Consider the following 14927-nt stretch of genomic DNA (forward strand, 5'->3'; position numbering starts at 1 on the left):
GGTCACTCCTGATCTCTTGTGCTGTGTGCGAACCGCACATTCTAACCGCGTGCCGCCAATGTGGCGTAACGATCACAATCGGTGGTGTGATCCATGACCATGCCCGATGCCTGCATCAGGGCATAGCAAATGGTCGGCCCGACAAAGGTGAACCCGGCTTTTTTCAAGCCTTTGCTCATTTCCACGGCGACCGGCGTCACGGCCGGGACCTGACTGCGATCCTTGAAATGGTTGATCGCAGGCGCGTCCCCGACGAACGACCAGAGAAACGCCACCGGGTCTTCCAGCGCTAGCCAGGCCTGGGCATTGCGCCGGGCGGCGTTGAGTTTCAGACGGTTGCGAATGATCCCCGGATCGAGCATCAGATCGTCTATTTCGGCATCGCTCATTTGCGCCACGCGCTGCACGTCGAAGCCGAACAGCACCTCACGGTAGCGCTCGCGCTTCTTCAGCACGGTGATCCACGACAGGCCCGCCTGGAACCCTTCGAGCAAAAGCAACTCGAACAAGCGCTGCGCATCGCGTAGCGGTACGCCCCACTCCTGATCGTGATAAGCCATGTACAACGGATCGTCGGAACACCAAAAGCAGCGTGGCATAAGGCTCCAGGGGGCGTGCGCACGAACGAATCGGGTATACTCCCGCTCTTTAAATCGCAGCCCAAGAAACAGGTGAATTTCGTGAGCCAGCCTACGCCAGCCGTGCGTACCTTCCAAGACTTGATCCTCGCCCTCCAGCAATACTGGGCCGAGCAAGGTTGTGTGGTACTTCAGCCCTACGATATGGAAGTAGGCGCCGGCACTTTCCATACTGCCACGTTCCTGCGCGCCATCGGCCCGGAAACCTGGAACGCCGCTTATGTGCAGCCCAGTCGTCGCCCGACTGACGGCCGCTACGGCGAAAACCCGAACCGTCTGCAGCACTACTATCAGTTCCAGGTAGTCCTGAAGCCGAACCCGGACAACTTCCAGGAGCTGTACCTGGGCTCCCTCAAGCACGTGGGCCTGGACCCGCTGGTGCATGACATCCGTTTCGTCGAAGACAACTGGGAATCGCCGACCCTCGGCGCCTGGGGTCTGGGCTGGGAAGTCTGGCTCAATGGCATGGAAGTGACCCAGTTCACCTATTTCCAGCAAGCGGGCGGCATCGAGTGCTACCCGGTGACCGGCGAGATCACCTACGGCCTGGAACGCCTGGCCATGTACCTGCAAGGCGTGGACTCGGTCTACGACCTGGTCTGGGCTGACGGTCCGTTCGGCAAAGTGACCTACGGCGACGTGTTCCACCAGAACGAAGTGGAGCAGTCGACCTACAACTTCGAACACGCCAACGTCGAGAAGCTGTTCGAACTGTTCGATTTCTATGAAAGCGAAGCCAAGCGCCTGATCGAGCTGGATCAACCGCTGCCGCTGCCAAGCTACGAAATGGTCCTGAAGGCCTCGCACACCTTCAACCTGCTGGATGCGCGCCGGGCAATCTCGGTGACCGCTCGTCAGCAATACATTCTGCGTGTGCGCACCCTGGCCCGCTCCGTTGCCCAGGCCTACCTGCTGGCTCGCGCCAAGCTGGGCTTCCCGATGGCAACCCCGGATCTGCGTGATGAAGTGTTGGCTAAGCTGGAGGCTGCACAATGAGTGCTCAAGATTTCCTGGTTGAACTGGGCACCGAAGAGCTGCCACCCAAGGCCCTGAACACCCTCGCCGAGGCATTCCTGGCCGGTATCGACAAGGGCCTGCAAGCCGCTGGCCTGAATTACGAGAGCAAAACCGTATACGCCGCGCCGCGTCGCCTGGCCGTGCTGATCACCGCGCTGGCCACCCAGCAGCCGGATCGCAGCATCAACCTCGACGGCCCGCCACGCCAGGCGGCCTTCGATGCCGAAGGCAACCCGACTCAAGCCGCCCTGGGCTTCGCCAAGAAATGTGGCGTGGACCTGAGCGAAATCGACCAGAGCGGGCCCAAGCTGCGTTACAGCCAAAGCATCGCCGGCAAGCCGACCGCCAGCCTGTTGCCGACCATCGTCGAAGACTCGCTGAACGACCTGCCGATTCCCAAGCGCATGCGCTGGGGCGCTCGCAAGGAAGAGTTCGTGCGTCCGACCCAATGGCTGGTGATGCTGCTCGGCGACCAGGTGGTCGACTGCACCATCCTCGCTCAGAAGGCCGGTCGCGACTCCCGTGGTCACCGCTTCCATCACCCGGACAGCGTGCGTATCACCTCGCCTGCCAACTACCTCAATGACCTGCGCGCGGCCTATGTACTGGCCGATGCCAACGAGCGTCGCGAGCTGATCAGCAAACGTACCGCCGAGCTTGCCACGCTGCAGGAAGGCACCGCGATCGTGCCGCCGGCCTTGCTCGACGAAGTGACCGCCCTGGTTGAATGGCCGGTGCCGCTGGTCTGCTCATTCGAAGAACGCTTCCTCGATGTGCCGCAAGAAGCGCTGATCACCACCATGCAGGACAACCAGAAGTACTTCTGCCTGCTGGATGTCGACGGCAAGTTGCTGCCACGTTTCATTACCGTGGCCAACATCGAGAGCAAAGACCCGCAGCAGATCATCGACGGTAACGAGAAAGTGGTTCGCCCACGCCTGACCGACGCCGAATTCTTCTTCAAGCAAGACAAGAAGCAGAAACTCGAAGACTTCAACCTGCGCCTGCAGAACGTGGTGTTCCAGGAAAAACTCGGCAGCGTCTACGACAAGGCCGAGCGCGTTTCCAAACTCGCCGCCTTCATTGCCCCGCACATTGGCGGCAACGCACAGTGGGCGGCCCGTGCTGGCCTGTTGTCCAAGTGCGACCTGGCGACCGAGATGGTCGGTGAGTTCCCGGAGATGCAAGGCGTTGCCGGTTACTACTACGCCCTCAACGATGGCGAGCCGGAAGATGTCGCGCTGGCGCTGAACGAGCAGTACATGCCGCGCGGTGCCGGTGCTGAACTGCCAGTCACCCTGACCGGGGCGGCGGTGGCTATCGCCGACAAACTCGACACCCTGGTCGGTATCTTCGGTATCGGCATGCTGCCTACCGGCAGCAAGGACCCCTATGCCTTGCGCCGTGCCGCATTGGGCGTGCTGCGGATCCTGATCGACAAGAAGCTCGACCTGGACCTGACCGATGCCGTGGCATTCGCCGTCGCTGCGTTCGGCACCAAGGTCAAGGGCGCCGGCCTGGCCGATTCGGTCCTGGAGTTCATCTTCGACCGTCTGCGTGCCCGCTATGAAGACGAAGGCGTGGATGTGGCCACCTACCTGTCGGTACGTGCCCTGAAGCCGGGCTCTGCCCTGGACTTCGACCAGCGTGTACAAGCGGTACAAGCGTTCCGCCAGTTGCCGGAAGCGGCTGCACTGGCTGCCGTGAACAAGCGCGTGTCGAACCTGCTGAGCAAACTCGAAGGCAGCGTGCCGACCACTGTCGAAGCCAAGTATTTCGACAATGCCAACGAGTTCTCCCTGTACTCGGCGATCCAGCAAGCGGATCAAGCGGTGCAGCCGATGGCCGCGGCCCGTCAGTACAGCGAATCGCTGGCACGCCTGGCCGCCTTGCGCGAGCCGGTGGATGCGTTCTTCGAAGCCGTGATGGTCAACGCAGAAGACGCCAAGGTGCGTGCCAACCGTTATGCGCTGCTGGCACGTCTGCGTGGCCTGTTCCTGGGCGTTGCCGACATTTCGTTGCTGGGGTAAGACGGCTTGAAACTGCTGATACTCGATCGGGACGGGGTGATCAACTACGACTCCGACGCTTACATCAAGTCGGTGGAGGAGTGGATTCCTCTGCCCGGCTCGATCGAAGCCATCGCGCGGTTGAGCAAGGCCGGCTGGACGGTAGCGGTCGCTACCAACCAGTCGGGCATTGCTCGAGGCTACTACGATGTCGCCACCCTGGACGCCATGCACGCGCGCCTGCGCCAGCTTGTGGCCGAGCAGGGTGGTGAACTCGGCCTGATCGTCTATTGCCCCCACGGGCCTGACGAAGGCTGTGAATGTCGCAAGCCCAAACCCGGCATGCTTAAAACCATTGCCGCACATTACGACGTGGCGCTGACGGGCCTGTGGTTCGTCGGCGACAGTCTCGGTGACCTGAAGGCGGCAGAAGCCGTCGACTGTCAGCCAGTTTTGGTAAAAACCGGGAAAGGCGAGAAGACTCAGGGCTTGACCCTGCCGGCAGGCACTTTGATTTTTGACGATCTGGCGGCGATTGCCGCAGAACTTATCAACAACTAGGGCGATTCTGACATCCTGATCAAGGACTGTTCGGGAGCGCGCTTTTTAGAAGGCGGGCATTGCCCCGCAACGGTAAACGCGACCATGTTGATCTTGCAGGCAATCAGAACCTTTCTTTTTTACCTGCTGCTGGGCACCAGCTCGTTGCTGTGGTGCAGCCTGAGCTTTTTTATCGCGCCGTTCCTGCCGTTCAAGGCGCGTTATCGCTTCATCAACGTCTACTGGTGCCGTTGCGCACTGTGGCTGAGCAAGGTGTTCCTGGGCATCCGCTTTGAAGTCAAAGGCGCTGAAAACGTCCCTGAACAGCCCTGTGTGATTCTGTCGAACCACCAGAGCACCTGGGAAACGTTCTTCCTCTCGGCCTATTTCGAGCCCCTGAGCCAGGTGCTCAAGCGCGAACTGCTGTATGTGCCGTTCTTTGGTTGGGCGATGGCCATGCTGCGACCGATCGCCATCGATCGCGACAACCCGAAAGCCGCACTCAAGCACGTGGCGAAGAAGGGCGATGAGTTGCTCAAGGATAACGTCTGGGTGTTGATCTTCCCGGAAGGCACCCGCGTTCCGTTCGGTACGGTGGGCAAGTTCTCTCGCGGCGGGACGGCATTGGCAGTCAATGCCCAGTTGCCGGTACTGCCAATCGCCCACAACGCCGGCAAGTTCTGGCCAAAGACCGGCTGGGCGAAAACCCCCGGCACGATCACGGTGGTCATCGGTGCGCCGATGTACGCCGAGGGTAGCGGGCCACGGGCGGTTGCCGAGCTCAACGACCGCGCCGCGGCCTGGAATGAGCAGACCCAACGCGACATGGGTTCGCTGCCGCCTCTGTCCACCGCAACGGACAAGGAAGCGATCTGAGATTCTGTGGATAACCTGTGCACGGTTTCATTGGAAAAAGACATAATTGATATCTAAATCTATGATTTACATACATATTTCTTAAGCTAATAAAACGCCGTAAAACGTGCATAAGTTTTCGCAGTCATAAAAAAACCGGCACTGGATGCCGGTTTTTTATGCCCTTCTCATTCATCCAGCAACGGCAGTTGGACACTGAAGGTCGTGCCTTGCCCGACCTGGCTTTCGCAAAGGATCCGTCCGCCATGACGATCCACCACGGCTTTGACCATCGACAACCCCAGGCCCAATCCGTCACTGCCCTGCGCTGAGGCAAAACGTCGGTACTGGCTGAACAATTCCGGCAACTCCGCCGCCGATAGACCTTTGCCCTGATCGCTGATGTCGCAGGTCAACCAGCCCTGCGCACAACTCACCCGCACCGTGACCCTTGAGCCAGATGGGCTGTACTTGATGGCGTTTTCCAGCAGGTTGAACAGCGCCCGGGTCAGCAATGACTGATCCGCCAGCACCATGCCTTCGGCATCGTCATCCAGGTCATGCCGCAACTCGATCTGCTTGAGCTGCGCGATGCTCATTGCCTGATCGAAGGCATCGAGTACCAGCATCGCGAACATGCTCGGCTCGAACTGGTAGGCCTCGGACTCGGCCTTGGCCAGCTGTACAAACGCCTCGGTCAGGCCCAGGGCCTTGCGTACCTGCAACTCGATCTGGGCGAACAACTGCGTGTCTCCCGCCCCCTGGCAATGCTGGACGTCGAGCAGCGCCAGAATCGCCGAATGCGGCGCGCGCAGGTCGTGGGAGAGAAAGCGCATCAGCACTGCGCGTTGTTCCTCGGCCTCACGTTCGACGCTCAAATCCGTGAAACTGAGCAACCAGCCAATCGCCGCTCCACCTTCGGCCGGAAACAGCGATGCCACGTCCAGGCGCAGGCTTCGGCCATGGATATCACGGAACTCATTGCTTTCAAGGGCCGATAGCGCGGGACGTGCCCCTTCAAGCAGGCCTGGATAACCCAGGGTCGCGAGCTGCGACAGCAAGTTTTCGCCGACCAGGTCACCGGCAAACAGACTCCGGGCATTTCGATTGGCCAGCAGAATACGCCCATCCGGTCCACTGATCAGGGTGGCCACGGGCAAGTACTCAAGACCGTCCGAGATAAAACGCCGTGTGTCGCGGGTCCGGCTCATCGCCTGCTCCAGCGCAACGATCTGCCCCTGCAGCACATCACCGGCCGGAGAGGCCGTGCGACGACGTTCGGGGAACACTTTTGGCTCGCTGTCGAGCCGTGCCAGTTCCCAGCCGAAATAGGCGAGCACAGCGCTCAGCCGGCGCCAGTTCCAGATCAGGTAACCCAGCAACATCCCCAGCACGCTCGCGGCCGGTGACCACCACCAGCCCGCCCTGAGCATGAGTGCCGAAGTAAGCAGGGCCGTTACCATAGCGCCCAGGGTCAGCCACAAGGCTCGTCGTGGGCGGAACAACAGCAAGGCCAGCAACAAGGCGACCATGGCCGTCGACAGCGAAACCCTCCAGCCATCGCCCAGCACCACAATGCTGCGCTGCTGGAGCAGACCGTTCAGCAGGTTGGCCTGAATCTCGATACCCGCTGTCGTGCCGACACTCGCTGATTGCGGTGTGACGTAGCGATCGCCTAACCCTGGTGCGGTGGAACCGATCAGGATCAGGCGATCACGCAGCAATTGAGGCGGTACTTCACCACGCAGCACGCTGACGTACGGAACGCTGGGAAACCCTGCATTCATGCTGATAAAGGGAATTCGAATGCGGTGGGTTCGCTGCCAACCTTGCACCATCGACACCACGGACGAGCCGGGGAGGGCATCCGGGCCATCGGTGGTCGTCTCGTAGAGCAACCACGCCAATTGCGCTCTCGGGGCGCGCTCAGGGCCCTCACGCAGGTACACACTGCGCACAATGCCATCCGCGTCTGCCTCGGCATTGATATGCCCGACACCCTTGACGCAGTGGCTCAACGGTGCAACAGGTTCGATCTCACCCAATGGCTGCCCATAGCGGGCAACCCCTTCACGCAACAACGGGATAAACACATTGCCAGCCTGGCAGATCGCCTGGGCCAGGCGAAGATCATGCTCAGGGATTTTGGCCGGCTCACTGAAGATGACGTCAAACAGAACGCCCCGGGGCCCGGCGGCCGACAACCGATCAAGCAGGTCGGCGTGCATTGTCCGCGGCCAGGGCCATTGCCCTAACTGCTGCAAGCTGTAGTCGTCGATGGTGATGATGAGAATGCGCGGGTCAACTGGCAGTGGGCTCAGGCGCCGCAGGTTGTCATACAGCAGATTGCTCAGCGTCAGTCCCTGGCTCAAGGACAATACGGCCGTCAACGGCAGCAGGATCAGGCTGACCCATAGCCATTCACGGACCAACCGGCGAAACAATCGCTGCGCCTGAGTGGGCTCGCGACCTTCCTTCCTTGGCCAACGCCTCATCGGCAAAGCGCCGGACGCTTATTGAGCCCGCGTGGTCCGAGGGTAATAGAAGATGTCATATACCCCGGTTTCTCCTTCAAGCCCCTGCGCGTCAAATGCAGAGAGCCGAACATGGTAGTAGAACGCCTTCAACCCGATGAAGTTTATCTCAGGCGTACTGGAAAACTGTTCCTGCTTGATGTTCATGAATGAGGTGTCCGTGGCAACTTGCGCCCGATAGCGCGTGGCGCCTTCCACCGGTTGCATGATCAGTTGCCAGACCGGTGCCGGCCCGGTCTGTCCCGCCTGTCCGAGCAATCGTGGCGGAGGCAGCAGGTCGGTTGGTATCAACGTGCCTTCCTTCTGGATCCGTAATCCCTGGCGGGCCATCACCTGCACGTCAGCATCCGTATCGGCCTGGGGCGATGGTTTTCCCGGCGACTTTTTCAGCGGTGCGTCACCTTCATCGCGGTCAACGGCAACCTGGCCATTGAGCACTTCAATCAGTGAGTGCCCATTGTCTTCATTGCGTACCCGGAAGTGCGTGCCACGAACACCGAGCACGCCCACCGGCGTCACGATCTGGAAACGATCATAGTCGCTGGCGCGCTTGATGACATAGGACTCGACCTGGCCTTGATCAAGGATCACCTGTGCCACCTTGAGCTCTTCGTTAAGGCTCAAGGTCACCTGGGAACTGGATGGCAGGACGATGCGCGACCCATCGCCCAGCGACAGGCTGACAAAGGCCGAAGGGGAGGTCTTTACACTTTCGTGTTCATCCACCGTCATCCCTTCTTCCAGGGCAACCTGCTTGCCTTTGCGATCAAGCTTCCAGGCTTCGCCCGTCAGGTGTTCGATCGTGGCAGGCAGGGGTTGTCCGCGACACTGCTGATTATCATCAATGTACGGCAGGCGCTTGGCGGTGAAAAAAGCGGCAGATGCACTCTGGGTCAACGAACCCGACAAGCCCGCGACCAGCAACAATAGGATGCCGAAACGGCGGCAGTGCAAAGAAGTGATTGAGTTCATAGGATTCGCTTTTCACACTTTTTTTGAAGACCTGGCGGACCCACTGATTCGTCAGCCTTGCGCACCATACCTGACAGGGCTCTGCAACAGATAGCCCGTGCCTATACATAACGCCATCATCGATATAAAAAAGCTGTCGCGATTTTCCTTGAACGCGTCCCCCTCGAAAGGGGAAAGTGACACGTCCCTGTGTCGGATCGAATCCGAATCGACCCGGTTAACATGTGAGAAGGCACTCCATTTTTTCCCCTGAACTGCAGACCGCAAGCGAACCGGCGATCGGCGGTCCCGCCAGGCTGGCGATGACACTCCCTGTGTCGGGGCACATCCCAATGCCCCTGTGCCTCTCTCAACACTTGAGAAGTTACCAACACCCACACGCGGTGAGGCAATTCTCAATATTTCTTCAGAATTGCCCGTTCAGCATTTCAGAACACCCAGCGTGGTTGCTCCCCCTGCGTGTGCAGCGGTGCCGAATACGCTTCATCCCCGGACGTACTCACCGGTGCGAATCCCCGTGAGTCGCTGAAGCCTGCATACGCCACAACGGGGCTGTAGTAACGCGGCGACACGGGTTTATCCGACGCGGCATGACTTGAGTTCACCGCGGGCGAAGCGGCTCCCAGGCAGGCAATGAGCACCAACGACATACTAGCTTTCATCGCGATGCCTCGGTTCATCGTCGCCATCACTGCACGAGGATTCAGCCTGTTCCCCATCGTTCCTTCCTTGCACCTTCGAGCGGATACCTGCCGATTACCGACTAATTGATATCAGCCTACCCAGCCCTGAAGCCTCTGCAGCAAATCGCCATAATTGTTCAGATTCGAACAATCAGCCTAAACTCGGCACTGTAGGACTATTTACCCACAGCACTCTCCGAGATGAAGGAAGCACTCCGCATGCGTGTCGCAATACTGGATGATGAGCCCGCCGAGCTACGCCGGGTGGAACAGACACTGCGACAAATGCCGGAAGCCGGGGAAGATGCCTGGGGCGTGCACAGTTTCGAGCGAGGAGAGGACCTGCTGCGTCAGCTTCGCCGCGAAACCTTCGACTTGCTGATTCTCGACTGGCAACTGCCCGACATCAGTGGGCTGGCGCTACTGCGCTGGACCCGTGAGCACATGGAGGCGCCCCCGGCCGCCATCATGCTCACCAGCCGGGACGCTGAAAGCGACATCGTTCAGGCGCTCAACGCCGGAGCGGACGATTACGTCAGCAAGCCATTTCGCCCCAATGAACTCAAAGCCCGCGTTAACGCCGTGCTGCGTCGCCATGGTTTGCAGCGCGGCACGGCCAGTGAAGTATTGAGCTTCAATGACCTGGTGTTCGATGACGCAGAGCTGACCGTCACCCGTGCCGGCAACCCCATCAGCTTCACCGAACGCGAGTACCGCCTGGCGCGCTGCCTGTTTGCCAACCTCGGCCGACCGCTGTCGCGGGAGTACCTCTATGAGCGTTTCTGGTCCCATGAAGAAATGGTGTCTTCCAGGCCCCTGGATACCCACATCTATCGCCTGCGCAACAAGCTCGGCCTGACCGCTGATCGTGGCTGGCAGCTGCTGACTATCTATGGCTACGGCTACCGCCTGGAAAGCGTCACGGCGGTGAGCGAGTAACGAGTTTTTACGGTTAGAGGCGATCGAAAAAAAAGGCCAACGCTGAGCGTTGGCCTTTTTTGTTACTGCAGATCGAACCGGATCAGAAGTCCAGGTTGGACACTGCTAGGGCGTTGCTTTCGATGAAGTCACGACGTGGCTCGACCGCATCACCCATCAGGGTGTTGAAGATCTGGTCCGCGCCAATGGCGTCTTCGATGGTCACTTTCAGCATCCGGCGCGAGCCTGGGTCCATGGTGGTTTCCCACAGCTGATCCGGGTTCATCTCACCCAGACCTTTGTAGCGCTGGATGGTATGGCGCTTGGTGCTTTCGGCCATCAGCCACTCAAGAGCTTCCTTGAACTCGGTGACGGCTTTCTTGCGCTCGCCGCGCTGGATGTACGCACCGTCGTCCAGCAGGGTGCTCAGTTGAGCGCCCAGGGACACAACGGTCTTGTAGTCGTTGCTGCCGAAGAAGTCACGGTTGAAGGTGACGTAGTTCGACAGGCCATGGGAGATCAGTTCGACCTCTGGCAGCCAGACGTTACGTTCACGGTCTTCACGCAGGCTGGCCTTGTAGACCAGGCCAGATTTCTCGACGGTGCGCAGACGCACTTCAAACTGAGCCAGCCAATCCTGCATCGCAGCGTGATCGGACAGTTGCTCCAGGCTGACGGCCGGCAGGTAGATGAAGTGCTCGGTAAGCTCCTGTGGATACAGGCGCGACAGACGCTTGAGGGTCTTCATCACAAGACGGAAATCATTGACCAGACGCTCAAGGGCTTCGCCCGAGATACCCGGTGCATCTTCGTTCAAGTGCAGGCTCGCGTCTTCCAGGGCCGACTGCGTCATGTACTCTTCCATGGCGTCGTCGTCTTTGATGTATTGCTCTTGCTTGCCTTTCTTCACTTTGTACAACGGCGGCTGCGCGATGTAGATGTAGCCGCGCTCGATCAGCTCCGGCAACTGACGGAAGAAGAAGGTCAGCAGCAGGGTACGGATGTGCGAACCGTCGACGTCAGCATCGGTCATGATGATGATGTTGTGATAACGCAACTTGTCGATGTTGTACTCGTCGCGGCCGATGCCGCAACCCAGTGCGGTGATCAAGGTGCCCACTTCCTGGGAAGAGATCATCTTGTCGAAACGCGCCTTCTCGACGTTCAGGATTTTACCCTTGAGGGGCAGAATGGCCTGGGTCCGACGGTTACGACCCTGCTTGGCGGAACCGCCAGCAGAGTCACCTTCCACCAGGTACAGTTCTGAGAGGGCAGGGTCCTTTTCCTGGCAGTCCGCCAGTTTGCCCGGCAGGCCGGCGATATCCAGCGCGCCTTTACGACGAGTCATCTCACGGGCTTTACGCGCCGCTTCACGGGCACGGGCCGCGTCGATCATCTTGCCAACGACCAGCTTGGCTTCGTTCGGGTTTTCCAGCAGGAAGTCCGAGAAGTACTTGCCCATTTCCTGTTCGACAGCGGTCTTCACTTCGGAAGACACCAGCTTGTCCTTGGTCTGGGAGCTGAACTTCGGATCCGGCACTTTCACCGAAATGATCGCGGTCAGGCCTTCACGCGCATCGTCACCCGTGGTGGCGACTTTGTGCTTCTTGGCCAGGCCTTCGGCTTCGATGTAGGTGTTCAGGTTACGCGTCAGTGCGGAACGGAAACCCACCAGGTGAGTACCGCCATCGCGCTGAGGAATGTTGTTGGTGAAGCACAACAGGTTCTCGTTGAAGCTGTCGTTCCACTGCAGGGCGATTTCCACGCCGATGCCGTCTTCACGCTGGATGTTGAAGTGGAACACCTGGTTGACCGCAGTCTTGTTGGTGTTCAGGTATTCAACGAACGCACGCAAGCCACCTTCGTACTTGAACAACTCTTCCTTGCCGCTGCGCTCATCCTTGAGGACGATGCCGACACCGGAGTTGAGGAAGGACAGTTCACGAATCCGCTTGGCCAGGATGTCCCAGCTGAAGTGGATATTCTTGAAGGTTTCAGCCGAAGGCTTGAAGTGGATCTGGGTACCGGTTGACTCACTGTCGCCAACGATCTTCATCGGCTCTTGTGGTACGCCGTGGACGTAGGTCTGCTCCCAGATCTTGCCGCTGCGGCGAACGGTCAGAACCAGCTCTTCGGACAGGGCGTTCACTACCGACACACCTACACCGTGCAAGCCGCCGGATACTTTGTAGGAGTTGTCGTCGAACTTACCGCCGGCGTGCAGCACGGTCATGATGACCTCGGCTGCCGAAACGCCTTCTTCTTTATGCACGTCTACCGGAATGCCGCGACCGTTGTCGCGCACGGTGATGGATTCGTCCGGGTGGATGATGATGCTGATGTCGTCGCAGTGGCCGGCCAAAGCTTCGTCGATCGAGTTATCGACCACCTCGAACACCATGTGGTGCAGACCGCTGCCATCGTCTGTGTCACCAATGTACATACCGGGACGTTTGCGTACGGCATCCAGGCCTTTCAGCACTTTAATGCTCGTTGAGTCGTACGTATTTTCTTCGCTCATGCCTTCACTCCCGATGGTCGTGGGTCTGGGTGATACGGCCCTGTTCCACGTGGAACAAAGCGACTGGCGTTTCCGTCTGCCAGACTTCCCTCAATAATTCGTGATCTACACAAGTGATAAACACCTGGCAGCGTAAGTCTTCCAGCAAACGGCAAAGCGCGCGGCGGTGCTGCTCATCCAGCTCGGACGGCAAGTCATCCACCAGATAAATACATTGGCCGCGCCGGGCCTGGCTGACCAGATGCCCTTGGGCGATGCGCAGCGCACAGACCACCAACTTCTGCTGTCCACGGGACAAGATGTCCGCGGCATTGTGTGCGCCCAATCTAAGACGCAAATCAGCGCGTTGTGGTCCGGCCTGGGTATGCCCCATTTGCTGATCCCGGTGAACGGACGCAGCGAGCACTGCACTCAGCTCTCGCTCTTTGTCCCAACCCCGGTAATAGCTAAGCGTTAAACCCTCGAGTTCGACGAGTTCACTCAAGGTCTGTTCAAAGACAGGTTTCAAGGCTTTGATGTAAGCGCGGCGGTATTCATCAATTTCAGCGCTGGCCTGGCACAGTTCTCTGTCCCAAACCGCTTGCGAAACGGCGTCAAGTGTACCATGCCGCAGCCAAGAGTTTCTCTGACGCAGGGCCTTCTGCAGGCGCTGCCAGGTGGACATGAAACGCGGTTCCACGTGGAACACACCCCAATCCAGAAACTGTCGGCGAATCTTCGGCGCACCTTCCAACAGGCGAAAGCTGTCCGGGTTGATCAGTTGCAGTGGCAGGATCTCTGCCAGCTGAGCGGCACTACGAGCATTCTGCCCATCGATACGGATCTGAAACTCTCCCTGGCGATCCCGGGAAATTCCCAGCGCACTGTGCCCACCTTCAGCCAATTCGACCTGACCGAATACCGTGCACGCCAACTGCTCGTACTGGATCACTGGTAACAGTCGGGTACTGCGAAAGGAACGGGCGAGCCCCAGCAGATGGATGGCTTCCAGAACACTGGTTTTGCCGCTGCCGTTGGCGCCGTACAGGATGTTGATGCGGGGAGAGGGGGAGAAGGTCACCGGGTGCAGATTGCGCACCGCGGTGACCGAGACACGACTGAGGGACATCTAGCGGCTGCTAAGCATATTTACAGGCGCATCGGCATGACAACGTAAGCCGAGTCGTCGTTGTCGGACTCTTGCACCAGCGCACTGCTGTTGGAGTCAGACAGGATCAAGCGCACTTGCTCGGTAGTCATCACGCCCAACACGTCGAGCAGGTAGCTCACGTTAAAGCCGATTTCCAGCGAGCCACCGTTGTACTCAACGCCGACTTCTTCTTCCGCTTCTTCCTGCTCCGGGTTGTTGGCCTGGATCTTCAGTTGACCGTTGGCCAGCTGCAGGCGAATGCCGCGGTACTTCTCGTTGGACAGGATCGCAGTACGGCTGAACGCTTCACGCAGCGCCTGGCGATCACCCAGTACCAGCTTGTCGCCGCCTTTGGGCAACACGCGCTCGTAGTCCGGGAATTTGCCGTCGACCAGTTTCGAGGTGAAGGTGAACTCGCCGGTGGTGGCGCGAATATGGTGCTGGCCCAGAACGATGCTGACATTGCCATCCGGCTCGGTGAGCAAGCGTGCCAGTTCCAGGATACCTTTACGCGGAACGATGACCTGGTGGCGATCCGGCTGGCCGATATCGGCCTGCATCGAGCACATGGCCAGACGGTGACCGTCGGTGGCTACGGCACGGATGATCCCGGCGGACACTTCCAGCAGCATGCCGTTGAGGTAGTAACGAACATCCTGCTGGGCCATGGCGAAGCTGGTGCGCTCGATCAAACGGCGCAGCTTGCTCTGATCCAGGCTGCAGGTCAGCGAACCCGGGCCTTCTTCCACGGTCGGGAAGTCATTGGCCGGCAACGTCGACAAGGTGAAACGGCTACGGCCGGCTTTCACCACGAGCTTCTGCTCATCGACCTTGATGTCGATCAGGGCATCGTTCGGCAGGCTTTTGCAGATGTCCATCAGCTTGCGTGCCGGGACAGTGATTTCGCCCGGCTCGGCCGGCTCTTCGAGTTGCACACGACCGACCAGCTCGACTTCCAGGTCGGTACCGGTCAGCGACAGCTGCTGGCCCTCGACAACCAGCAGCACGTTGGAAAGCACCGGCAAGGTCTGTCGGCGCTCGACGACGCCTGCGACCAGTTGCAGGGGTTTCAACAGGGCTTCGCGTTGAATGGTGAAATGCATGGTCTAGT

12 protein-coding genes are annotated in these 14927 nt (G+C 59.3%); 5 read left to right on the plus strand and 7 right to left on the minus strand.

Features of this window, described 5'->3' with window-relative positions:
- Positions 1 to 41 precede the first annotated feature (41 nt).
- Positions 42 to 599 (minus strand): DNA-3-methyladenine glycosylase I, encoded by a 558-nt coding sequence (locus CKW29_RS16415; protein ID WP_095080994.1) that lies wholly within the window; start codon positions 597 to 599, stop codon positions 42 to 44.
- Between the two features lie 81 nt (positions 600 to 680).
- On the opposite strand from CKW29_RS16415, the gene glyQ reads away from it, so the two are divergent.
- The 4 genes from glyQ (at position 681) to CKW29_RS16435 (ending at position 5080) form a co-directional block, all read left to right on the plus strand.
- Positions 681 to 1634 carry a glycine--tRNA ligase subunit alpha gene (gene glyQ, locus CKW29_RS16420; protein ID WP_003213601.1) on the plus strand — a complete coding sequence of 318 codons (954 nt, stop codon included), beginning with the start codon at positions 681 to 683 and terminating at the stop codon, positions 1632 to 1634.
- Positions 1631 to 3685, plus strand: a complete 2055-nt coding sequence (gene glyS / locus CKW29_RS16425; protein ID WP_095148834.1) for a glycine--tRNA ligase subunit beta — start codon at positions 1631 to 1633, stop codon at positions 3683 to 3685. The genes glyQ and glyS overlap by 4 nt, the downstream gene beginning before the upstream one ends.
- A 6-nt stretch (positions 3686 to 3691) precedes the next feature.
- A complete protein-coding gene (gene gmhB, locus CKW29_RS16430; RefSeq protein WP_095147008.1) occupies positions 3692 to 4225 on the plus strand; it encodes a D-glycero-beta-D-manno-heptose 1,7-bisphosphate 7-phosphatase in 534 nt (177 codons plus the stop codon).
- 84 nt (positions 4226 to 4309) lie between these two features.
- Positions 4310 to 5080 (plus strand): 1-acyl-sn-glycerol-3-phosphate acyltransferase, encoded by a 771-nt coding sequence (locus tag CKW29_RS16435; RefSeq protein ID WP_095147007.1) that lies wholly within the window; start codon positions 4310 to 4312, stop codon positions 5078 to 5080.
- A gap of 167 nt (positions 5081 to 5247) precedes the next feature.
- On the opposite strand, the gene CKW29_RS16440 is transcribed toward CKW29_RS16435, so the two are convergent.
- From CKW29_RS16440 to CKW29_RS16450, 3 genes are all read right to left on the minus strand, one after another.
- The gene (locus CKW29_RS16440) at positions 5248 to 7554 is read right to left on the minus strand and encodes a CHASE2 domain-containing protein (RefSeq protein WP_095147006.1); all 2307 of its coding nucleotides are present in this window, start codon (positions 7552 to 7554) and stop codon (positions 5248 to 5250) included.
- A gap of 18 nt (positions 7555 to 7572) precedes the next feature.
- A complete protein-coding gene (locus CKW29_RS16445) occupies positions 7573 to 8565 on the minus strand; it encodes a FecR domain-containing protein (protein WP_095147005.1) in 993 nt (330 codons plus the stop codon).
- A 428-nt stretch (positions 8566 to 8993) separates the two neighbouring features.
- The gene (locus tag CKW29_RS16450; RefSeq protein WP_141234470.1) at positions 8994 to 9215 is read right to left on the minus strand and encodes a hypothetical protein; all 222 of its coding nucleotides are present in this window, start codon (positions 9213 to 9215) and stop codon (positions 8994 to 8996) included.
- A 252-nt stretch (positions 9216 to 9467) separates the two neighbouring features.
- On the opposite strand from CKW29_RS16450, the gene CKW29_RS16455 reads away from it, so the two are divergent.
- Entirely contained in the window at positions 9468 to 10187 is a 720-nt protein-coding gene (locus CKW29_RS16455; protein WP_095147003.1) for a response regulator transcription factor, read from the plus strand.
- 82 nt (positions 10188 to 10269) lie between these two features.
- Here the strand turns inward: CKW29_RS16455 and gyrB are convergent, their stop codons facing one another.
- Genes gyrB through dnaN form a run of 3 tightly spaced genes read right to left on the minus strand, consistent with a single transcriptional unit; the run spans position 10270 to position 14919 of the window.
- The gene (gene gyrB, locus CKW29_RS16460) at positions 10270 to 12687 is read right to left on the minus strand and encodes a DNA topoisomerase (ATP-hydrolyzing) subunit B (protein ID WP_095146170.1); all 2418 of its coding nucleotides are present in this window, start codon (positions 12685 to 12687) and stop codon (positions 10270 to 10272) included.
- A gap of 4 nt (positions 12688 to 12691) precedes the next feature.
- A complete protein-coding gene (gene recF / locus CKW29_RS16465) occupies positions 12692 to 13795 on the minus strand; it encodes a DNA replication/repair protein RecF (protein WP_095146172.1) in 1104 nt (367 codons plus the stop codon).
- A gap of 20 nt (positions 13796 to 13815) precedes the next feature.
- On the minus strand, positions 13816 to 14919 hold the full coding sequence (gene dnaN / locus CKW29_RS16470) for a DNA polymerase III subunit beta (RefSeq protein WP_095146173.1): 1104 nt from the start codon (positions 14917 to 14919) through the stop codon (positions 13816 to 13818).
- Positions 14920 to 14927 lie beyond the last annotated feature (8 nt).

Origin of the sequence: Pseudomonas sp. Irchel s3a18, assembly GCF_900187535.1 — a bacterium.
Classification (GTDB): domain Bacteria; phylum Pseudomonadota; class Gammaproteobacteria; order Pseudomonadales; family Pseudomonadaceae; genus Aquipseudomonas.

Excerpts from the sequence above, each read along its gene's own strand:
- CKW29_RS16415 (WP_095080994.1), bottom strand. The coding sequence starts at position 599 with ATGCCACGCTGCTTTTGGTGTTCCGACGATCCGTTGTACATGGCTTAT.
- glyS (WP_095148834.1), top strand. The coding sequence starts at position 1,631 with ATGAGTGCTCAAGATTTCCTGGTTGAACTGGGCACCGAAGAGCTGCCA.
- CKW29_RS16435 (WP_095147007.1), top strand. The coding sequence starts at position 4,310 with ATGTTGATCTTGCAGGCAATCAGAACCTTTCTTTTTTACCTGCTGCTG.
- CKW29_RS16440 (WP_095147006.1), bottom strand. The coding sequence starts at position 7,554 with ATGAGGCGTTGGCCAAGGAAGGAAGGTCGCGAGCCCACTCAGGCGCAG.
- CKW29_RS16445 (WP_095147005.1), bottom strand. The coding sequence starts at position 8,565 with ATGAACTCAATCACTTCTTTGCACTGCCGCCGTTTCGGCATCCTATTG.
- CKW29_RS16450 (WP_141234470.1), bottom strand. The coding sequence starts at position 9,215 with ATGTCGTTGGTGCTCATTGCCTGCCTGGGAGCCGCTTCGCCCGCGGTG.
- CKW29_RS16455 (WP_095147003.1), top strand. The coding sequence starts at position 9,468 with ATGCGTGTCGCAATACTGGATGATGAGCCCGCCGAGCTACGCCGGGTG.
- gyrB (WP_095146170.1), bottom strand. The coding sequence starts at position 12,687 with ATGAGCGAAGAAAATACGTACGACTCAACGAGCATTAAAGTGCTGAAA.
- recF (WP_095146172.1), bottom strand. The coding sequence starts at position 13,795 with ATGTCCCTCAGTCGTGTCTCGGTCACCGCGGTGCGCAATCTGCACCCG.
- dnaN (WP_095146173.1), bottom strand. The coding sequence starts at position 14,919 with ATGCATTTCACCATTCAACGCGAAGCCCTGTTGAAACCCCTGCAACTG.